The sequence below is a fragment of the Paenibacillus sp. F411 genome (assembly GCF_017582705.1).
GTDB lineage: Bacteria > Bacillota > Bacilli > Paenibacillales > Paenibacillaceae > Paenibacillus_AQ > Paenibacillus_AQ algicola.
Map to the genome: position 1 here is coordinate 214,147 of NZ_JAGFIP010000005.1, position 20,090 is coordinate 234,236.

Sequence of the window (20,090 nt, forward strand, 5' to 3'; positions counted from 1 at the left end):
AATCTTAAACAACGAAGGAGCGATCATGATGAGACCCTTACAAATATCCGCCGAAACGGCGCTAGCTTTATCGAAAAAGCTCGGGATTCCGCTCGAGAACCTGATGCATATGCCCCAGCATATCCTCATGCAAAAAATCGCCGAGCTCTCCCAATCCGACAATGAGGCGGATCAAGAAAGCCCGGAGAACAAGGACGGGAAGGAATCATGATCCCTTTTTCCAACACATGGCCTTATGACGTCGTCTCCAAGGATGTGTACGTCCAGAGCTGTCCTTTCTGCGGAGCCGACAATGTGCTGCTGCCCATGAAGCCGAAGGAGCTCATCAGCGTACGGGAGGGCAAGAAGAAGCTGCTCATCTTCCCCTGCTGCCACAATAAGGTTACCGTGGTGGACAGCGATGGAGATTATATTCTGACCGATCAGGCTCTAAGGTAGTCTCGTGCACCGACCGCGAGATTAAGACGAAGCCGGAGCATCCGTCTCCCGCTGTGTCCCCTCGGCCATCATCTGCTCCCGGAGCAGAGCCCATTGTTCTCTGGAGGCGCGGATCATCGCGGCATCGGTAATTTTCTGATCCTGTACGACTCTGGAGAACCATTGCACGGCTTCCCGGTATCGGCCGACCCTGCGGTTAAGCTCTCCGATCAGATATAGCAGCCGCGCATCATTTCCAGTAAAGCCTTCATATTCATAGCAGCGAACATACGCCTCCAGACTGTACTCCAGGAAGCGCTGCTCCTGCTCCGCATCATTTTGATACCGGTACAGCCAGGCAATATGCTGCAGCAGGCTCGCCACAATCCTGTCCTTTTCTCGGATGGCCTGGGCACACAGCAGAGCCAGCTTGTACGTTTCCAGCGCTTCCTCCAGCCTCCGCGCCCCGCCGAAGTCCCGCGTATTCCAGCGCCTTCCGACCTGATCATGAAATGCGGCTCGCTGCGCGTCATTCAGACTGGTCACAGAATGCTCGGTAAAGGCGAATCCGCAGGAGGGGCATACCCGGACGACGTAGAAGTCCGGATTCTCATTTTTGTAATAACCGCAGAAATCTGAATCACTCCGGTACGCCTTCTTCAGGCTGGGCCGAACCCTAGAGGTCTCAAACTCATGCTCACAATAAGGACATGCTACTTTAATTTTATACAGCGGCTCCATTGCCATGCTCATGACATCCCTGTCCCCCGCGCGTTCGCGCATTAATAGCTGTTCACAAAATGCCGGGCAGGCCCGGACAGCCGGTCCAGCACGAAGCTGGCCAGCGGTTCTTGAATACCTACATCCCGCAGGGCATGAGCCATGCAATGCAGCCATTCATCGGCATGTCCATCCGTGATGGTAAACTTCATATGCCTTGCTCGCATCATAGGATGGCCAAAGGCTTCCGAGAACAAAGCAGGCCCGCCAAAGAATTGGCTCAGAAACATATATTGCTTCTCCATAACCGGCTCGATATCTTCAGGAAACAGAGGCGCCAGCACGGCATTCTGCTGTACTCTAGGATAGAATGCCTCCACTAAAGCACGAACTCCCTCTGCTCCTCCCAGCTGGTCATACAGACTAAGACTTGGATCCATGGTATATATCATCTCCTGTCTTTCACACAACTCGTTATGCTTCTCATTATATCAAACCTGCCGCAAACGTCTAACCGTACCCCGGACACAAAAAAAGAGCTAAACTCAATGTTTAGCCCCTTGCTCCTTATCAGTAGCTTCTCCAGTCTTCTTCACTTTGACGACCCAGCGAAGCCCGTATCACATAAACAAACGCGCATACCAGCAATCCGGTCACTATACTCATAATCATCACTCCATCTCTGTTTCATCGTTACTTAAGATGTGCTTTGATGGTTTTAATTATAGCATAATACTCACAAAAATAAAGCTTTTTTGTAACCGCTTTCTAGGTCTTTTTGTACTGTTTGTCCTCATAACTGCATACAGTGGATCAGAGCCTCCCATGATTGCAATGGGACCTATTACTGTCTTTACTGGGGGGATTCAAGTGCATCATGCCTATTAAAAAGCTCGGATTTCCTATATTTACGGCCTTGATGCTCAGCCTCATCCTTCTGATGGCAATATTTCCGGAGTCTGCTCTGCAAGCTGCGGTACGCGGACTTTCCATATGGTGGGACGTTCTGTTTCCCTCCCTCTTTCCGTTCTTCGTCATCTCGGAGGTGCTGCTTGGCTTCGGCGTGGTCCATCTGATCGGCACCCTTCTGGATCCCTGGATGAGGCCCTTATTCCGCATTCCCGGCTGCGGCGGCTTCGTCGCCGCTATGGGCTACGTGTCCGGCTACCCGGTAGGCGCCAAGCTGACGGCCAAGCTGTGGGAGCAGAAGATGATTACGCGGGAAGAAGGAGAGCGCCTGGTCGCGTTCACCACCTCCTCAGATCCTATTTTTTTAATCGGCGCTGTCTCTGTCGGCTTTTTTCACAGCACCGAGCTGGCACTCATTCTGGCGATCGCTCATTACGGAAGCGGACTGCTCGTCGGATTGCTGATGCGATTTCATGGCGATCAAAGCTCGTCCTCTTCTCCCGCGCAGAAGCACAGCATGAAGGGCAGCCGCCTTAAGCGCGCCGTCCTGGACATGCATGCGGCCAGAAGCGCTGACGGTCGACCGCTGGGTGTGCTGCTGACAGAAGCCATTCAGTCCTCGCTGCAGCTGATGGTGGTCGTTGGCGGACTCGTCGTTTTCTTTTCTGTATTTTTGGAGCTTTGGACCCAGGCTGGTGTTCTGTCTGCGATCAATGCGGTGCTTGGCCAGCTGCTGCTGGCAGCGGGCGCTCCCGAGCAGCTCAGCATGGCCCTTATGGGAGGCTTATTCGAGGTCACACTGGGGGCTAAATATGCTGGAGGCGCTGGCGAAGCTGTACCTTTGATCTATAAGGCTGCCGTGGCTGCTTTCGTGCTGTCGTGGGGAGGCCTTTCGGTGCATGCCCAAATTGCCAGTATCCTTCATTCCACCAATCTGCGTTACTTGCCCTTTATGGGGGCCAGGCTTCTTCATGGGGCCATGGCTTTCACCGCCGTGCTGATCTTATGGGGTCCATTTATGGGAGAAGCCGAGCCTGTATTCACGCCAGTTCCTGTTTCTGATGGGGCTCTGAGCGGTTATACCCATTACATGGCCTGGTTTAGCCTGCTGCTCACATTGCTGTTAGGTGTTGTGATTATGACAGAGGCGGTGTATTGGATCTCGCGTAAATTGCGCAAATTGAAATCGTGAAGCATTGTTTTCTGTCACAGGATTGATTATCATCGTTATATAATCTTTTTAAAGGAGCTTATCGACTTGAGATACTATGTTCTGGACCGCGGTGATCCCTTGTCAGTCGAATTAAGTCAACAATTTCATAAGCTGGCGGGACAACGGGGCTTTCAGCTGGACGCGGAATCCCCGGAGATCGTAGTTTCTATCGGTGGAGATGGCACCATGCTGCATGCCTTTCACACGTTCATTGACCGGATTCCCGATCTCGCTTTTGTCGGGGTGCATACTGGGCATCTGGGCTTCTATGCAGACTGGAAAGCCGATGAAATCGAGAAGCTTGTTGATATGATGAGCGGGGAAGGAGAGCCGAAGGGAACGAAGCCCCGCTTCGTTAAATATCCTTTGGTTCAGCTGGAAATCCACAAGAAATCCGGCTCTGCCTCTTATATTGCGTTGAATGAATTTACGCTCAAGGGTGTCGATGGAACGGTCGTTGCCCAGATCGACATCAATGATGTCACGTTCGAGATGTTTCGGGGCGATGGCATCTGTATATCCACCCCATCCGGCAGTACAGCTTATAACAAGAGTGTCGGCGGCGCCATGGTGCATCCTTCCATCGATGCCTTGCAGATTGCGGAAATTGCATCCATTAACAATCGGATTTTCCGCACACTGGGGTCGCCGCTGCTGCTGCCAAAGCACCATCATTGCGATATTTTCTCCCGCAAGGACCAGCGGCTATTGTTAACGGTGGATCATAACAATATTCCGATTGATGACCTCATCTCTGTGCGCTGTCAGGTCGCCGAGCAGCAGGTCAGCTTTGCCCGCTACCGGCCGTTTCCATTCTGGAATCGGGTACGTGATGCATTCCTTGGCTAGTGCGGCTGCCAGACATAAAAGTAAAGTGGAGATCCCGGGCTTGTCCCGGGATCTCCACTTTTATGTTTCGTGATTTTATTTATGGACTGTCAGACAGCGGCAATGCGTCTTCGCTTTAGTTCTGGGGATCCTGGCTCCGGCTCGCCTTGGAGGCAGAACGCGCCTCTCTGCGGTCCCGTCGTTCCTTGCCTTCCCTCGGCTTGGCGTCTTTCCAGGGCTTTTGCGGCCTTCCGCCTCGGGACTCTCGTCCCTCCCGAGGCTCCTTGCCATTCTTGGAGCGGGACTGCGGCTCGGTCCCTTCCTTCACTTCCCGCTCCTGATTCCGGGAAGGGGGTTTTTCAGTCACCCGCGATAAATCCTCCCGGGGTGATGCTGCCATGACCTTGGCCGACGGTGCCGAAGCCTCCCCCGGCTCCTCCTCACTGGAAGCCGCCGCTGCTTCCTGGTTCAGCGTCTCCTTCAGCTCCCTTAATTCCTTGGGATCCTTGATCTCCTTGCTTTTGTGAAGAACAAAATACGCACAACCAAAATTACAATATTCATTAATATAATCCGACAATGTCGAGAAGCTGGAATCTCTGGTCGCCTTGGGGTGATTATCGCGGTAGAAGCCCTTGAGCCGAAGCTGATTGTATCCCCAGTCCCCTACAATATAATCATACCGTTCCAGCACCTCGCTGTACCGATCCCGGAACACTTCCGGATTCCAGCCACTGCGGTAATCTATGACAAGCTCGTAGCTTTTGTTCCCGATCACAATCACGTTATTCCCCTGCCTTTCCCGGCCAGACCCCTAATCTATAGGGCGGTCTCTTCCTTTCGACGTTCTGCAGAGCGAACCTGCTCATGAGCATGATATGAGCTCCGCACGAGCGGACCAGACTCCACATGGCTGAAGCCGCGGCTCAGGCCTTCTTCCTTCAGCTTCGCAAACTCTTCAGGAGTATAATATTTCTCAACGTCCAGATGCTTCTGTGTAGGCTGTAAGTATTGCCCGATGGTCATAATATCGCAGTCTGCAGCGCGGAGGTCATCCATCGCTCCCAGAATTTCATCCCATTCCTCACCTACGCCCAGCATAATGCTGGATTTGGTCGGAATGCTCGGCTGCATAGCTTTAGCCCGGCGAAGCAGCTCCAGAGAACGTTCATATTTCGCTTTCGCCCGCACCCGATCCGAAAGGCGCTCCACCGTTTCAATATTATGATTCAAAATATCAGGCTTGGCATTCATGACAATCCGCAGCGATTCCTCATCGCCCATAAAGTCAGGGATGAGCACCTCGACACTGCACAGCGGCAGACGCTTGCGAATTGCCTTCACCGTCTCGGCAAAGATCATCGCACCGCCATCCTTCAAATCATCCCGTGCCACACTTGTTACGACGCAGTGCTGCAGATTCATCTGTTCAGCGGCCTCCGCGACCCGCTCCGGCTCTTGCAGATCCAGCTCCGTCGGCAGGCCGGTATTGACGGCACAGAAGCGGCAGGCTCGCGTGCAGATGTCCCCCAAGATCATGAACGTAGCGGTTCGGTTCGCCCAGCATTCATAAATGTTCGGGCAGCGCGCCTCCTCGCAGACGGTATGTAGCGTTTTGGAGCGCATCATATTTTTGATTTCTTTATAGTTATCTCCCGTAGTGAGCTTAATCTTGATCCATTCCGGCTTCGGTTTGCTGTCTTTCGTTTTGGCCAAGAAAGAAACCTTCTTTCATATAAGGTTAAGTGTTTGCATGAACTTTCACATATTATATCATGAAAACCCTTAGATTACCTATCCTTGTCGCTATAGGATTGATCTATCCCCGGCATGGATAAAATCAGCTCTCTCGATACACCCTACAGGCAGGCATGGATGCGTGTATACCGCGATTGAACCAGGAGGACAGATCATGAAAAAAGCAACTCATAGGCGTTTACGGCGCTGGACCTGCCGGATTGCAGCCTTGGTGATGGCCTCTACAGCCTTAGCGGCCTGGCCGGCTGAAAGCTGGGCAGCCTTGCCGGACAAGTCGGCAGCGCAGTCCTCATCGCCTTCGAGCGCGAAGGATGACCCCTTTACGTACCGGATGCAGCTTTACGAGCGTATTGCTGCCGTCACTCAAGTTCCCTGGTACCGCCTTGCGGCCATCGACCAGTATGAGCGAACGCTGACAGCTGTCCATCCGAAGGACCGGAAGCATCCCGAGCGACACATCGGAATCTTCGTCCCGCTGACCGCTTGGGCAGGGCCGCTTAATCCCGTTCCTGAGGACACCCATCCCTTTACCATTGAAATGTACTCCGGCCTTGGACAGGATGGAGACGGAGACGGGGCCGCCGATCCCAATAATGATACCGACCTTCTTTACAGCGTTGCCTCTCGTCTCGCCGCCTATGGTCCACATGAGGATGACTTTGCCAATGGCCTGTGGGCTTATTATCAAAACGGACGGGCCGTTCAGCGGATTCTGCAGTATGGAAAGCTGTATGAGACGCATGGCAAGCTCGATCTGTTTGCCCATGCCTTCCCGCTTCCGGTCAAAAGCGATTATTCCTATCGAAGCACCTACGGTATGGGCAGAAGCTACGGGGGGCGGCGGATCCATGAGGGCACCGACCTGTTTGCCCGCTATGGCGTGACGGTGAGAAGCACCTGCTACGGCATCGTGGAGCTCAAGGGCTGGAACCGTTTCGGCGGCTGGAGAATCGGCATTCGCGATCTGAACAATCATTATCATTACTACGCCCATCTGCAAGGATTTGAAAAAAGCCTTCAAGCCGGCGATGTCGTCACGCCGGGTCAAACTATTGGCTGGGTTGGCAGCTCGGGATACGGAAAGCCCGGTACCTCCGGCAAATTCCCGCCTCACCTTCATTACGGCATCTACCGGGATACCGGCCTCAGCGAGTGGTCCTTTGATCCTTACCCGCTCTTGAAGCAATGGGAGCTGCAGGAACGCCGCGCACTTCAGAACAGCAAACAAACGCGCCGCTAGAAGCAGCTGCGCGTTTGTTTGCTATTCATGCTCCAGATTCCCTCCAACCTCGCCGCTGCCTTCAGTTCCTTCAGTCTGGCCTTCGACTTCTGGCTGCGGCACGATCTCATTCCCTGACGGAGCAGCAGGGCTTGAAGGCTTCACATCCCCCGCATCCGGTGACGTAAGCCCCGGTGACGGGATCGCAATGCTGGGAGCACCTGCGCTATTATTGCCCACCGGCTTGCCTTGACCGTCATAATAATACATGGGCACATCTCCCACCACCAGCATATAAGAGATCGGAATATCGGTCTCCACCACCTGCGGCTCCATATCAAAGGGCACAACGACGGCAACCTCTGTCACAATATGAACGAACACCTCAACCAGAATCATGTTAATGCCCGCTTCCTGCTGGCGGGTGTCCAGCTGCACCTTGACCGCGCCCTGGGGCTCAATCTTGACCGGAATTTTCGGTCCGAAGGAAGCAACGACCGGACTTTTGAGCACCTGCCCGAGCGGGATATGCTCTTTTTGCTCATGAATTGACTCCAGCGTCTCCTGCACCAGCTCCGTAGTAAACGAGGTTATCTTCAAATGCTCCGCATAATTCAGCATAAAGCCGGTCACCTTACCCGTGCTGTCTGTCTTCCAATTCACCAGATCATCAAAGGTTTTGCCATCTGTCACCTGGCTCGTAATCGCCTTGTTAATCGCCTCTGTCGCAATCTGCTTTACCCGAATTTGAGCGAGGTGCATGATGGGCGGCTTCAGATTCCGCTCAACATACAGAAACAGCTGAAACACCCCGAACAGCACCAAAAAAACAACGCCGACCCACCACCTGCGCCGCACCTTCAGGCGCAATCCCTTTCCCTTGTCCGGCGGTGCCCAGCCGGCAGACGCCGGCTTGCCTCCATGTCGGCTTCGCACCGGGCGGTATGCCGATTTGCGGTAGCGTTTATGCCGGTTGCGCTTGGGCCAGCCCCGCCAGGATAAAGACAGCCGGCGGCTTCCCCATTTTTTTCGTCGAAACATCTCACTCTCTCCTCCCTCTCCGGAGGTTCGCGAACAAGCCATTGCAGCCAAGCTGCACCTCTTCATCAGCCTATGCAAGCCAAGCCCAAAAAAGAAGAACGGTCGCCTCAACTGGGCACCGTTCTTCCATCAATAGCTTTTAGCGTTGCAGCCGCTGCCTTAACGCCTCAAACAGCAGCACTGTCGCGGCCATCGCCGCATTCAACGACTCTGCCTTCCCAGGCATCGGAATGATCACCGCGTCATCCACCAGCGCCGATACTGCAGGTGAAACACCGCTGCCCTCACTGCCGATCACCATCCAGCAGCTGCCAGTAAAATCATACTCAAAGGCCGAAGCCTTGCCCTCCAGAGAGGTCGTAACCAGACGCGCTCCCCGGGACCTGGCCTGCGGCAGCAGCTCCTCCAGATTTCCCTCGATCACCGGCAGGTGAAACAGCGAGCCCATGGTCGAACGCAGCGTTTTGGGATTGTACACATCCGCACAGCCCGTACCCAGCAGAACGCCTCCTGCTCCAGATGCATCTGCACTGCGGATAATCGTTCCTACATTGCCGGGATCCTGCAATCCGTCCAGCACAATGACCGGCTTCGAGGGATTCTCAAACAATCTGTCCAGTGAGCCCGCTTCCTTGCGTACAACCGCAAATACCGGCTGCGGCGTCGAAGCCTGACATACTTTTGCAATAATGCCCTCTGTGACCGCAATCCATTCCACATGTCTGCCCTGATCCGGAAGCTCCGCGGGAATCCCCCGGTCTTTATCATAGGCCACACACTCAATGTCAGCCCCGAAGCTCAAGGCCTCCTGAACGAGGTGGATGCCCTCTACGACATATTTATGCTGCTGATCCCGATGCTTCTTGTCCTGAAGCTGGGCCCAGCCCTTCACGCGGGAATTTTGGAGAGAAGAAATTTCCATGTTAACACCTGCTCTATTATCAAAATAAGACCGACAATTATCTAGGGTACGCCAGCTCCAGCTTGGTCAGATCATTCTTCTGCCCAACAATAACCAGCACATCCCCCGCTGCAAGACGGTCCTGCGGATTGGGAGAGATGTTCATTTTACCATTCGTGCGAATACCCATCACGTTGCAGCCAAAGCGCGCCCGGATGTCCAGCTCGATCAGGTTCATTCCGATCATATCCGCCGCGACCTTCATCTCCATGATGCTGTAATCGTCCGACACCTCGATATATTCCAGGATGTTCGGGGAGATCAGGTGATGCGCTACCCGAAGCCCCATATCTCTTTCCGGAAAAATAACCTTGTCCGCGCCGATTTTTTGCAGCACCTTGCCATGCAGCTCATTCTTCGCCTTGACGATAATGACCGGCACGCCCAGATCCTTGAGAATCAGAGTAGTCAAAATGCTGGACTGGATATCCTCGCCGATTGCGACCACGACCACATCAAAATTGCGAATGCCGAGTGCCCGCAGCGCTTCCTCATCCGTGGAATCCGAGGATACAGCCTGTGTGACCAAGCCGGCAATCTCCTGCACCCGCTGCTCACTGGCATCCACGGCCAATACGTCAAAGCCCATCTCGCTCAGCTCTTTGGCCACACTCGTTCCAAACCGTCCCATGCCAATGACGGCATACTGCTTCTTCGCCATATTTTAACCTCCACAGCCCCATAAAATACTATATTGCCAGTATAGCACAACGCCGATGCTTGTTGAATTTAACGACAGACAGAGGGGCACATTAAGAACGACCCTAACAACAAGGAGGAATTTACCCCATGTCCATTTTGTTAGATCTGCGGCAGGCCGTCATTCATAAGGTCCATGATCAGGATGAACAACAGCTGCGCTCGATGATCGAGGGTTCAGTCGATGGCCCCGAAGCTGCGCTTCCGGGACTTGGCGTTATGTTCGAGATGATATGGAAGGATATGAAGGAAGCCGAGCAGGCCGACCTGATTTCCTCTCTGCATGATCACCTGAAGACGGTGACCCCGGGGCAGCTGGTACCGCAGTAACCGTCTCGCAAGGCACAACAGCCATCCCCTCGCTTGTTGAGGGAATGGCTATTTCATTTGCTTATACAGCGATACCGCTTAAATTAAGGAGCCGTTTCGAGGAATTGCGCCGTCGGATTTTTATCCATCGCGGTTCTCATGGCATATTCGTTCTCGAACAAGACGACATAATTCTCCTTCTTGTCCTTCACCAGCGTAGAGTTAATACGGAACTTGGAAGGATCGATTTTGTCATCCACAATCCAGCGGGCGAACTGATACGGCATACGCTGAAGCTGAACCTCCACGCCATATTCCGCCTTCATCCGATATTCGAACACCTCGAACTGGAGCTGTCCTACCACGCCTAGAATCATATCCTCAAAGCTGATCGTCTTAAATACCTGAATCGTACCTTCCTCTGTCAGCTGATCTACACCTTTTTGATACTGCTTGTGCTTCAGTGCGTTCTTGACTGTCACCTTCGCAAACAGCTCCGGCGAGAAGGTAGGCAGCTCATTAAAGACGATCTCACCGCCTTGACTCAATGAATCGCCGATACGGAAAATGCCGGGATCGAACAATCCGATAATATCGCCGGGGTACGCCTCCTCCACAATATCACGGTCCTGAGCCAGAAATTGCTGCGGCTGTGACAGCTTGATCTCCTTGCCTGCACGTATATGCTTCACGCTCATGCCGCGTTCAAATTTACCGGACACAATACGAAGGAAAGCAAGCCGGTCCCGGTGGGCGGGATTCATATTCGCCTGAATCTTGAATACATAGCCGGTAAACTTCTCATTCGTGGGCTCGATCATGCCCTGGGTGCTGCTGCGAGGCTCCGGCTTCGGAGCCAGCTGCAGGAAGTTCTCGAGGAACGTCTGCACGCCGAAGTTGTTGACCGCACTGCCGAAAAATACCGGTGTCAGCTCGCCCTTCAGCACCTTCTCCAAATCGAACGGATCACCCGCTACATCCAGGAGCTCCAGGTCCTGACACAGCTGATCGTGCAAATACTCTCCGGCCATATCCCGAATGATGGGATCATTGTAATCCTCGACTTTTTTGACAGCAATGGTAGAATGATCGTCGTTCTGGAACAGCTCTACCTGATTCTTCATACGATCATATACCCCGCACAGGTCACGTCCAGAGCCAATAGGCCAATTCATCGGGACAGAGCGGATGCCGAGCACCTGCTCAATCTCTTCCATCAGATCAAAGGGGCTGCGTCCTTCCCGGTCCAGCTTGTTTACGAATGTAAAAATAGGAATACCGCGCTTCGCGCACACCTGAAACAGCTTGATGGTCTGGGCCTCCACGCCCTTGGCGACATCAATTAGCATGACAGCGCTGTCCGCTGCGGTCAGCGTCCGGTAGGTGTCTTCACTAAAATCCTGGTGACCTGGTGTATCCAGTATGTTAATCCGATGACCCTGGTAATCAAACTGCATCACGGAGGAGGTTACCGAGATTCCCCGCTGCTTTTCAATCTCCATCCAGTCACTCGTGGCATGCTTGCTTGCTTTTCTTGCTTTAACCGATCCCGCCAGGCGAATCGCGCCGCCGAACAGCAGCAGCTTCTCCGTCAGTGTCGTTTTACCGGCGTCCGGGTGGGATATAATTGCAAACGTCCGCCGTTTATCGACTTCGGTCTGCAGCTCATTCTGGAGTTTGCTCATTTCACTGTTCCCTTCGTACTAAAGTCATGTATATCATTGTACCACAATCCATACGCAAATCATCCCCATACCAGGTACGTATGGGGATGATTTTATTCTTATCTGGTTCAGAGAGGGCTTGCTGTTCCCTGTTCCCTGTTAGCTCTTCATCCAAATAACCTTGTCCTCGTCCTGCCCGTTAACAGGCCACCAGTGGAAGCCGTCCTTTTCCAGTAAAGCGTCCGCCTGCTGTGGTCCCCAGGAACCGGCCGGATAGTTCTCCAGCGGGCCTTGGTTGTCTCTCCAGGACTGCGCAATCTTGTCCACAAAGGACCATGCTGTAGCCACCTCATCCCAGCGGGTGAAGTAGGTATGGTCGCCTCTTGCAGCATCATGGATCAGGCGCTCGTAAGCTTCGGGCGAGTTAATGCCCACCAGGCAGCTTTGGCAGAAATCCATCGCTACCGGCTCGATTTCCGATTCAGAGCCTGGCTTCTTGGCGTTAATCTTCACATACAAGCCTTCCATCGGATTCACGCGAATGACGAGCAAATTCGGCTCCAGTGAATGCTTCTGGCCCAGGTAAACATTGCCTGGCATCCGCTTGAATTCCACCACGACCTCCGTCGTCTTGACTGGCAGGCGCTTGCCTGTACGGATGTAGAATGGAACTCCCGCCCAGCGGAAGTTATCGACGAACAGACGGGCTGCAAAATATGTTTCCGTGTTGGATTCCGGATTTACCTTATCCTCTTCGCGGTAGGCCGGAAGCTCCTTGCTGCCGTTGCTGCCCTTCGTGTACTGGGCGCGAACAACATGATCCGCAACCTCTTCACTCGAAGCGTACGGACGCAGGGAACGCAGCACCTTCACCTTCTCATCCCGAATATCCTCCGGCAGCAGACGGCTAGGCGGCTCCATCGCAATCATGGTAAGCATTTGGAGCATATGGTTCTGTCCCATATCGCGCAAAGCGCCGGCATGATCGTAATACCCGCCGCGCTCCTCCACGCCCACCGTTTCGCTCAGCGTAATCTGAACGTTCGCGATATGCTTATTGTTCCATAGCGGCTCAAAAAACGCGTTCGCAAACCGGATGACTTCAATATTCTGAACCATTTCTTTGCCCAGGTAATGGTCAATCCGGTAAATCTCCTCTTCCTTGAACACCTGGTTAATTTCTTCATTCAGCTTCGCTGCGGACTCCAGGTCATACCCGAACGGCTTCTCAATGACCAGACGGTTCCAGCCTGCACCATCCAGCATGCCGCCCTTCATCAGATTGAAGGATACGCTGCCGAACAGCTCCGGTGCCAGGGCCAGGTAGAACAGGCGGTTGCCCGGAATTTCATATTTGGCCTCAAGCTGCTCCGTTTGCTCCCGAAGCTCGCGGAAGCCGTCAATATCATTAATGTCGAGCGACTTGTATTCAAAATGCTGTGCAAAGGCATCCCATTCTGCGTTCAGATCAGAACGGTAACGCCCGAATTCCTGAATGGATGAATAGACATCCTGACGGAATTCATCCTGTGTACGCGGACGGCGGGCTACTCCAATGACCGCAAAATCCTCCGACAGCTTGCCTTCACGGTAAAGACTATAGATCGCGGGAAACAGCTTGCGTTTTGCCAGATCACCGGTCGCTCCGAATATAAAAAATACCGCTCCCGGTGTATTTAGTGTATCGAAATTTAGATTTTCAGCCATGGCTCCTCATTCTTTCTATGTAATATAGTGTATTTTTATGCACCAAAGTTTATCACGATGTGATGACATTTTAGCATATCCGTGTCAAGTATGCTATCTCATTTCACACTTTTGTTATTGTTATTTCAAGATCTTGTGTCCATTTTAAGCAGAAGTGCCGGATTTTTCGATCCACAAACATTCTTTTTCTTCATGTAATCTTCATGCATTCTACCCTGCATATCTCACAGAGAAACCTCTCTTTCATTTCCCTGTCTTTCCCTTCCATACATTGCCCTTAGCCAGCTTGTTTCATTCAGGAAGTGTGTGCTGCGCCGGCATTCCCGCCTGAAATCTGCATAGAAACAGAAGGTATGGAAGCGACAAAAAAAGCTCCAGCCTTGTCAGCCCGAGCTTCTCTATTTCTATTCAGCGAGTCCGTTTTTGTAAGCGTAAATGGCGGCCTGTGTCCGATCCTCAACGCCAAGCTTCGCTAAGATATTCGTCACATGGAATTTGACCGTCTTGATCCCGATAAACAGCTCATCCGCCAGATCCTGATTGGATTTACCCTGTGCAAGCAGGCGCAGCACCTCCATCTCCCGGTCCGTCAGCTCACTGTGCGCAGGCGCTTCAGCTTGAGGGCGGCGAAACCGGTTCATCATTTTGGAGGCTACCTGTGATTCCAGTACAGATTGTCCCCGCACCGCCGCCCGGATCGCGTCAGCGACTTCGGATGCACGCGAGGTTTTCAGCAAGTAGCTGAATGCACCGGCCTCGATGACCGGGTACATTTTCTCATCGTCCAGATAACTGGTGAGCACAATGACCTTGCAGTCAGGGAACAGCTTGATGACCTCCCGCGTGGTCTCGATGCCGTCCATTCCTTCCATGACCAGATCCATCAGGACCACATCCGGCACATACTCCTTTGCAAGCCGAATGCCTTCCTCACCGCTGCCCGCTTCCCCGACAACCTCAATCCCGTCCTCCGTGCCCAGCACAGCAGCGAGGCCGATCCGAACCATCTCATGATCATCAACAAGCAGCACCTTGATCGGTGTCTCCATGTCAGACTCCGTTTCCTGCGGCATTTCCATCCTCCTCTGTCTTATTACGCTCTTCGTCCAGCAGCGGTACCGTAATCTCAATTCGCGTGCCCTTCCCTGGCGCCGTAATGATCTGAATGGCTCCCCCCAGCTCAATGACCCGCTCCTCCATCGTAGAAAGGCCATAGGAAGCCTGTTTCTTCTCGTCCAGCTCAAATCCGACACCGTTATCTCGAAGCATAACCCTTACGGTATTGAGCTTACGGTGGATGCGGATGTCCATTTTATCGGCTTTGGCATGCCGGAGCGTGTTCGACATGGCCTCCTGTACAATGCGGAAAAGATGATTCTCTATGCCCTTCACGAGCATCAAGCCTTCATCCATCTCCAGCTGAATTTCCATCGGAACCTTGATCTCCAGCTCCCGGATCAGCTCTCTCAATCCCTGCTCCAGCGCCTTTCCTTCCAGATACACGGGCCGCAAATGCAGCAGAAGCGCGCGCATCTCCGATTGCGCTACAGAGGCCATTTCCTCGATCAAGGCCACCTGACGCTGCGCTTTGTTAAAATCCTTCTCCAGCGTTCGTCCCACCGCAGTAGCAGTCATGGATATCGCGAACAGCTGCTGCGAGACCGCATCGTGGAGCTCCCGAGCCAGCCGCTGTCTCTCCTCTACGATGGCTGTAATCCGGGCCTGCTCCGCCAGCTGGGCATTGTTCGTGGACAGCCTCTGCAGCGACGTCACCTGCTCTTCCCAGCGCTTGCTGATCCGATCCAGCTGCTCGCCCAGCCGTCCCACCTCATCATCTCCAACATCCGGCATAGAGCCTGCGGTAACCCCGCTTTTTTCCCAGTCTGATAGTGTTTCTCTTACCCGGTCCAGCTTCCGCCTCACCCGGTATCCCTGGAAGAACCCGTATCCTACTCCGAGTCCGATCGGCATTAATACCATGGTAATTCCGGCTTGGATCGTGTCTCCCCAATCGTTCATGGGCCGAAGATACCCGTATGTATATAGCACATATAAGACGATTAGCAATATGGCAAAGCCTAGAAGGGCGCCCTCACGCATGCTCCGCGTAATCATATTTGATTTCTTATCAGATTCCAAGTGACAGCCCTCCTGCAGCTCTATATTTGTTCATTACACCATCCGGATACTCAAATCTCCGCCAAGATAAAAAACAATAAATTTCACTTTATACTCACTCGTCTCATAATTAGGAGATTTCCAATTCAGGCGATTCATAATGCCGGTTTCTCGCTTTAGGCTGGTGTCGATCGAGCCAAACAGAATAAATGCCTCAATCTCCACTCCGTAATATTCCGGAATGACGATGTCGATATCACCAAGCAGACCATGAAACATAAGCACCGTTTCTTTCTCTTCCGGTAAAGCAAGTGAAAGATCCACATCCGCTTCTCCCAGCACATGCCACACACTGAGGCTCTGCATGACCCAAGGCGCCCGATCCCAATCAAAGTTAGACATAAACGTCTGCTGCTGGTGGAAACGGTCATTTCGGTGAGCCTTCTTCACCTTTCCGTAGAAGAAACCGAGCGAGATTAAGCCGATTCCAATGACCAGCATCAAATGATCCAGCAGGAGCATCACTGAGCCTACGCCCAGCAATACATATCCCCGTTTAGGCCAGCCCACACGTATTTGCTGAATGCCTGCTGCCACCAGCAGAAGAGCGACCACGGTGAAAAATCCGATCCATTTGCCGAACAGCAAAAAGATTCCCAGACCGATGAGCACAAAAGCAATTCCGCTATTTTTCTCCATGTCGCACCTCCTTCAGATGGCTGCTGCTCTACTGATTATTTTGCTATACAAACCAAAACGATGCGGATCATCCGCACCGTATGGTCAGTAAGCTATAAGTCACGCTGATCCTGGATGACTCCTTGCCACTCCAGTAGCATATCATATTCCGTTCTTTTCGAACACGCTTTTACTGCTCGGACTTGGAGCCGCCGTTCATCTTGTTCTTCATGGCATTCAGCTGCTCTTCAATCTTCAGCTGCTTCTCAGCATCCGCTGGATTGGTGTAGCCGGCATGCTGTGAAGGATAAGGCGCTCTCATCACATCTGCCTCCGCTTCAAGCTGCATAATCTTTTCTTCCATGCGGTGGAAGCCCATAGACGCGCTGCCGCTTTCAATGCTATGCAGGCTGCTGACCTGAGACATCTGCTTTTTCGCTTTGGCCATTTGGGCACGGGCTACCAGCTCGTTGCGCTTGTTGCGCATTTTATAGAACTCATCCTTCATTTGGTGCAGCTGTGCAACCAGCTCTTTCGCCTGTGCATCAGACTGCTCATGAAGCCCTTGGTATTCCTCCTGCTTTTGGTCAAAATACAGCTTCTCCTCCAGCAGCTTCCGTGCGACCTCTTCTTGACCATTTTTCAAGGCAAGCTCGGCCTGAGCTTCCCGCTGACCTGCCATTTTCACCGCTTCCTCAACGCGCTGCTTCATCCGGCGTTCATTCGCCATTTGCTTGGCAACCGTAACCTCGGCTTCGTGAATCTCAGCCTCCATGTCACGCAGATACTGGTTCAGCATTACAATCGGATCCTCAACCTTATCGAGCAGCTCGTTTACCGACGCCTTTGTCATGTCCTTAATTCTTTTGAATACTCCCATATTATAAATCTCCCTTCTCGTACTTGGATAATTTTTGTTTTAGCTCTTCAATCTCTTTCTTTAACGCTTTTTTCTCGATATCCTTCAACATGGCATCCAGCTCCGCATCCGGTGGCGGTGTGCCGGGTGATTGCTTCGTTGTAGTAAAGCCCGGATCTTGAAATGGCGGATCGTACCGATCATAGTCATCCTGATCATATCTACGGTCCCTTCCACGGCCATAGCGCCGGCCTCTTTCATCATAATCATCCTGGTACTCCGATCGCCGGCCTCCGCGCCGGTATGGATCACGAGGATTAAGCTCCTTGGGCACGACCAAAGCTGCAACCAGATAGATCCAAAGTGTGGTCCCGCAGGTTATAAAGATACTGACTACAAAAATGATGCGCAGCACAGTGGAGTCAAAGCCAAGCTTGTCTGAGAGCCCGCCGATCAATCCGGTAAATACCTTGTCTCGGGAGGAGCGGTATAATTTCGTCATGATTACTCCTTTCCGCTGTCACTCAGCTTCTGTTTCAGCCGGGCAAGCTCTCGCTCTAGCATACTGGAGATGCCTTCACTCTGGGAGGTGCCTTGGTGATCCGTTCGGCGGATATCCCGAAGACTTTTGGCTTCAAGCTCCCAGTCTGTAATACGATCCTCCAGCCTGTTGAACATTCGCGGAACGTCCTGTCCGGGATATCCGCCGCTGCGGCCGTTCATACGCTGCTGTAAGCGCAAGGTTTCCATTCTGGCCGCGTAGTATTGGCGTTTGCTGTACGCGCTCTGATACTCCATACGCAGCTCCCCCAGCTGTACCTCCACCTCACGCAGAGCCTCTTGGCTTGTTGTTAACAGCTCCTGATACTGCTCGATTTTCTCTTCATATATCAGCTTCTCTTGCAGAGCCAGCTTCGCTAAATGATCCTCCCCAGCTTTTAGAGCTAGCAATGCCTGCTCTTCCCGCTTACTTCGCATGGAATCGGCTTGAACCACCTGCTGCTTGAGATGACGAGTGTGGGATTCACACTGCTGCTGAAGCTTTTCGGCTTCCAGAATGTCCTGCCTGGTAGAGTGTAAGAACTGGTCAATGAGCTTGACAGGGTCCTGACTCTGTTCCAGCTTTTCATTCAGAGTAGCCATCGTAATATCACGAATACGGCGTAACACACTCATAGTCGTTTAATCCTCCTCTTCCTTCATATTCAACATGATGTCTTTGCTTGTTGCTTGCTTCTACCTTAATAATAACGCCGCCGGCTTCGCTTCAATCGGGATACGCCCCAGACGATCAATGCAATACCCAGCAATGGTCCGAACAGCCAGGACAGCTTGCCTAGCAGTGAGATAATACCAATCGCCATCACGATCCAGCCAATAAGTGTGTTGCCCCGCTTAATTCCATAGTAGCCTAATCCAATCATGACTAATGGAATCAAGAGACTGAACAGCCAGCCCAGCAGAGGTCCGAATACCCCCAGAAGAATTAATGCGCCTAGCCCGATCAGTAATACAGCCAACCCTTTATTTCTTGAGCTTCTCAAGGTTTCACCGCCTTTCTTATTTTCATGTCGTACTTTGTTGCTGCTGTTGATGTTGATGTTGTTTTTGAATTTCAACCTTATGTCCTTATTGTAGAGAAAAAGCAGGAATCCTAAAACAGACTGAGGACGGTATTTCATCCTCGACTAAAGTCGGGGATGCCTTACGACCTTTGTCGAAGCCTGCTACTGCCTCTGGATCGTTAATGATTTATCAGAGAAGAGAATGGGCATACAAAAAAAGCGGATGAGATATCACTCATCCGCAAATATAAAAAAGGAACATGGTTTCCCATGTTCCTCGGTGATGCCGGTGAAGGGACTCGAACCCCCACGGTTTCCCTCACGATTTTGAGTCGCGCGCGTCTGCCAATTCCGCCACACCGGCTAATGGCGTGCCCTAAGAGATTCGAACTCCTGACCTTTTGATTCGTAGTCAAACGCTCTATCCAGCTGAGCTAAGGGCACAAGATATAATAATGGAGGCGCCACCCAGATTCGAACTGGGGATAAAGCTTTTGCAGAGCTGTGCCTTACCACTTGGCTATGGCGCCAAACAAAAATGGAGCGGACGACGGGAATCGAACCCGCGACCCTCGCCTTGGCAAGGCGATGCTCTACCGCTGAGCCACGTCCGCAAATGGCTGGGGATATAGGATTCGAACCTATGCATGACGGAGTCAAAGTCCGTTGCCTTACCGCTTGGCTAATCCCCAACAATCATATTCATAATTTTAAAATAATGGGGCGATCGATGGGACTTGAACCCACGAATGCCGGAGCCACAATCCGGTGCGTTAACCCCTTCGCCACGACCGCCATATATTTTAAGTTTAACTGGCAGGGGCAGCAGGAATTGAACCCACACTAACGGTTTTGGAGACCGCTGTTCTACCTTTAAACTATGCCCCTAAAAACTGGTGGAGGATGATGGATTCGAACCACCGAACTCGTACGAGAACAGATTTACAGTCTGCTGCGTTTGGCCACTTCGCTAATCCTCCAAGGTGGTGCCGGCGAGAGGACTTGAACCCCCAACCTACTGATTACAAGTCAGTTGCTCTACCAATTGAGCTACACCGGCAAGAAAAGAACTACAGTATTACATTAAGGTGGCTCGGGACGGAATCGAACCGCCGACACGAGGATTTTCAGTCCTCTGCTCTACCGACTGAGCTACCGAGCCTTAAAGCTCTTTCGGTTTAAAAAAAGAATGGCGGAACTGACGGGATTCGAACCCGCGATCTCCTGCGTGACAGGCAGGCATGTTAGGCCTCTACACCACAGTTCCATGAGGCATGATCGCTATGCGATATAATTGGTTGCGGGGGCAGGATTTGAACCTGCGGCCTTCGGGTTATGAGCCCGACGAGCTACCGAGCTGCTCCACCCCGCGTCATTAAATTATATGGTGGAGGCTGAGGGGATCGAACCCCCGACCCTCTGCTT

Annotated in this window: 22 protein-coding genes and 12 tRNA genes; 6 read left to right on the forward strand and 28 right to left on the reverse strand. The window is 52.4% G+C overall.

Annotated elements, in window-relative coordinates:
• Positions 1-28: 28 nt before the first annotated feature.
• Both JJQ72_RS07915 and JJQ72_RS07920 read left to right on the forward strand, forming a co-directional pair.
• A complete protein-coding gene (locus JJQ72_RS07915) occupies positions 29-211 on the forward strand; it encodes a YycC family protein (protein ID WP_138227871.1) in 183 nt (60 codons plus the stop codon).
• Positions 208-438 (forward strand): hypothetical protein, encoded by a 231-nt coding sequence (locus JJQ72_RS07920; RefSeq protein WP_138226945.1) that lies wholly within the window; start codon positions 208-210, stop codon positions 436-438. Before JJQ72_RS07915 ends, JJQ72_RS07920 begins: the two co-directional genes overlap by 4 nt.
• Positions 439-459: 21 nt before the next feature.
• On the opposite strand, the gene JJQ72_RS07925 is transcribed toward JJQ72_RS07920, so the two are convergent.
• Together JJQ72_RS07925 and JJQ72_RS07930 are read right to left on the reverse strand one after the other, a co-directional pair.
• Positions 460-1,164 (reverse strand): DUF2225 domain-containing protein, encoded by a 705-nt coding sequence (locus JJQ72_RS07925; protein WP_138227872.1) that lies wholly within the window; start codon positions 1,162-1,164, stop codon positions 460-462.
• 35 nt (positions 1,165-1,199) lie between these two features.
• A complete protein-coding gene (locus JJQ72_RS07930; RefSeq protein ID WP_138226946.1) occupies positions 1,200-1,577 on the reverse strand; it encodes a globin domain-containing protein in 378 nt (125 codons plus the stop codon).
• 437 nt (positions 1,578-2,014) lie between these two features.
• Between JJQ72_RS07930 and ylbJ the strand changes: the two genes are divergently transcribed.
• Both ylbJ and JJQ72_RS07940 read left to right on the forward strand, forming a co-directional pair.
• The gene (ylbJ, locus tag JJQ72_RS07935) at positions 2,015-3,238 is read left to right on the forward strand and encodes a sporulation integral membrane protein YlbJ (RefSeq protein ID WP_208203305.1); all 1,224 of its coding nucleotides are present in this window, start codon (positions 2,015-2,017) and stop codon (positions 3,236-3,238) included.
• Positions 3,239-3,304: 66 nt separating this feature from the next.
• On the forward strand, positions 3,305-4,108 hold the full coding sequence (locus JJQ72_RS07940; RefSeq protein WP_138226948.1) for an NAD kinase: 804 nt from the start codon (positions 3,305-3,307) through the stop codon (positions 4,106-4,108).
• 115 nt (positions 4,109-4,223) lie between these two features.
• Here JJQ72_RS07940 and JJQ72_RS07945 read toward each other — a convergent pair whose 3' ends face one another.
• Together JJQ72_RS07945 and lipA are read right to left on the reverse strand one after the other, a co-directional pair.
• Complete coding sequence (locus JJQ72_RS07945; RefSeq protein WP_347880730.1) at positions 4,224-4,865, reverse strand: YutD family protein; 642 nt, start codon at positions 4,863-4,865, stop codon at positions 4,224-4,226.
• A 41-nt stretch (positions 4,866-4,906) separates the two neighbouring features.
• On the reverse strand, positions 4,907-5,803 hold the full coding sequence (lipA, locus tag JJQ72_RS07950; RefSeq protein WP_138226950.1) for a lipoyl synthase: 897 nt from the start codon (positions 5,801-5,803) through the stop codon (positions 4,907-4,909).
• A 196-nt stretch (positions 5,804-5,999) separates the two neighbouring features.
• Here lipA and JJQ72_RS07955 point away from each other — a divergent pair, with 196 nt between their 5' ends.
• Positions 6,000-7,085, forward strand: coding sequence for a M23 family metallopeptidase (locus JJQ72_RS07955; protein ID WP_208203307.1), 1,086 nt, complete (start codon positions 6,000-6,002; stop codon positions 7,083-7,085).
• Positions 7,086-7,106: 21 nt separating this feature from the next.
• Here JJQ72_RS07955 and yunB read toward each other — a convergent pair whose 3' ends face one another.
• The 3 genes from yunB to JJQ72_RS07970 form a co-directional block, all read right to left on the reverse strand.
• Positions 7,107-8,105: a sporulation protein YunB gene (gene yunB, locus JJQ72_RS07960; protein ID WP_243895938.1), complete on the reverse strand. Its 999-nt coding sequence runs from the start codon at positions 8,103-8,105 to the stop codon at positions 7,107-7,109.
• 139 nt (positions 8,106-8,244) lie between these two features.
• Positions 8,245-9,027 carry a TrmH family RNA methyltransferase gene (locus JJQ72_RS07965; RefSeq protein WP_208203308.1) on the reverse strand — a complete coding sequence of 261 codons (783 nt, stop codon included), beginning with the start codon at positions 9,025-9,027 and terminating at the stop codon, positions 8,245-8,247.
• A 37-nt stretch (positions 9,028-9,064) separates the two neighbouring features.
• Positions 9,065-9,727 (reverse strand): potassium channel family protein, encoded by a 663-nt coding sequence (locus tag JJQ72_RS07970; protein WP_138226953.1) that lies wholly within the window; start codon positions 9,725-9,727, stop codon positions 9,065-9,067.
• 128 nt (positions 9,728-9,855) lie between these two features.
• Between JJQ72_RS07970 and sspI the strand changes: the two genes are divergently transcribed.
• Complete coding sequence (sspI, locus tag JJQ72_RS07975) at positions 9,856-10,095, forward strand: small acid-soluble spore protein SspI (protein ID WP_208203309.1); 240 nt, start codon at positions 9,856-9,858, stop codon at positions 10,093-10,095.
• A gap of 83 nt (positions 10,096-10,178) precedes the next feature.
• Here sspI and JJQ72_RS07980 read toward each other — a convergent pair whose 3' ends face one another.
• The 21 genes from JJQ72_RS07980 to JJQ72_RS08080 form a co-directional block, all read right to left on the reverse strand.
• Positions 10,179-11,759, reverse strand: a complete 1,581-nt coding sequence (locus JJQ72_RS07980; protein ID WP_138226955.1) for a peptide chain release factor 3 — start codon at positions 11,757-11,759, stop codon at positions 10,179-10,181.
• A gap of 138 nt (positions 11,760-11,897) precedes the next feature.
• Positions 11,898-13,445: a glucose-6-phosphate dehydrogenase gene (gene zwf, locus JJQ72_RS07985; protein WP_208203310.1), complete on the reverse strand. Its 1,548-nt coding sequence runs from the start codon at positions 13,443-13,445 to the stop codon at positions 11,898-11,900.
• 404 nt (positions 13,446-13,849) lie between these two features.
• A complete protein-coding gene (locus tag JJQ72_RS07990) occupies positions 13,850-14,494 on the reverse strand; it encodes a response regulator (RefSeq protein ID WP_208203330.1) in 645 nt (214 codons plus the stop codon).
• 1 nt (position 14,495) lies between these two features.
• Complete coding sequence (locus JJQ72_RS07995; RefSeq protein ID WP_138226957.1) at positions 14,496-15,584, reverse strand: sensor histidine kinase; 1,089 nt, start codon at positions 15,582-15,584, stop codon at positions 14,496-14,498.
• Between the two features lie 33 nt (positions 15,585-15,617).
• On the reverse strand, positions 15,618-16,262 hold the full coding sequence (gene liaF / locus JJQ72_RS08000) for a cell wall-active antibiotics response protein LiaF (RefSeq protein WP_208203311.1): 645 nt from the start codon (positions 16,260-16,262) through the stop codon (positions 15,618-15,620).
• 169 nt (positions 16,263-16,431) lie between these two features.
• Positions 16,432-17,121: a PspA/IM30 family protein gene (locus JJQ72_RS08005; protein ID WP_138226959.1), complete on the reverse strand. Its 690-nt coding sequence runs from the start codon at positions 17,119-17,121 to the stop codon at positions 16,432-16,434.
• A gap of 1 nt (position 17,122) precedes the next feature.
• Complete coding sequence (locus JJQ72_RS08010; protein ID WP_208203312.1) at positions 17,123-17,602, reverse strand: PspC domain-containing protein; 480 nt, start codon at positions 17,600-17,602, stop codon at positions 17,123-17,125.
• Between the two features lie 2 nt (positions 17,603-17,604).
• Entirely contained in the window at positions 17,605-18,276 is a 672-nt protein-coding gene (locus JJQ72_RS08015) for a PspA/IM30 family protein (protein ID WP_208203313.1), read from the reverse strand.
• Between the two features lie 65 nt (positions 18,277-18,341).
• Positions 18,342-18,644 carry a LiaF transmembrane domain-containing protein gene (locus JJQ72_RS08020; protein ID WP_138226962.1) on the reverse strand — a complete coding sequence of 101 codons (303 nt, stop codon included), beginning with the start codon at positions 18,642-18,644 and terminating at the stop codon, positions 18,342-18,344.
• Between the two features lie 305 nt (positions 18,645-18,949).
• Positions 18,950-19,029, reverse strand: a tRNA-Leu gene (locus JJQ72_RS08025).
• A 3-nt stretch (positions 19,030-19,032) separates the two neighbouring features.
• Positions 19,033-19,109 (reverse strand) — tRNA-Arg (locus JJQ72_RS08030).
• 12 nt (positions 19,110-19,121) lie between these two features.
• Positions 19,122-19,195: transfer RNA gene (locus JJQ72_RS08035), tRNA-Cys, on the reverse strand.
• Positions 19,196-19,204: 9 nt separating this feature from the next.
• Positions 19,205-19,279: transfer RNA gene (locus JJQ72_RS08040), tRNA-Gly, on the reverse strand.
• A 3-nt stretch (positions 19,280-19,282) separates the two neighbouring features.
• Positions 19,283-19,357, reverse strand: a tRNA-Gln gene (locus JJQ72_RS08045).
• Positions 19,358-19,384: 27 nt separating this feature from the next.
• A tRNA-His gene (locus JJQ72_RS08050) sits at positions 19,385-19,460 on the reverse strand.
• 19 nt (positions 19,461-19,479) lie between these two features.
• A tRNA-Trp gene (locus tag JJQ72_RS08055) sits at positions 19,480-19,553 on the reverse strand.
• 6 nt (positions 19,554-19,559) lie between these two features.
• Positions 19,560-19,645, reverse strand: a tRNA-Tyr gene (locus JJQ72_RS08060).
• Between the two features lie 4 nt (positions 19,646-19,649).
• A tRNA-Thr gene (locus JJQ72_RS08065) sits at positions 19,650-19,725 on the reverse strand.
• A gap of 29 nt (positions 19,726-19,754) precedes the next feature.
• Positions 19,755-19,827, reverse strand: a tRNA-Phe gene (locus JJQ72_RS08070).
• A gap of 28 nt (positions 19,828-19,855) precedes the next feature.
• Positions 19,856-19,932: transfer RNA gene (locus JJQ72_RS08075), tRNA-Asp, on the reverse strand.
• Positions 19,933-19,960: 28 nt separating this feature from the next.
• Positions 19,961-20,037: transfer RNA gene (locus JJQ72_RS08080), tRNA-Met, on the reverse strand.
• Between the last annotated feature and the right edge of the window lie 53 nt (positions 20,038-20,090).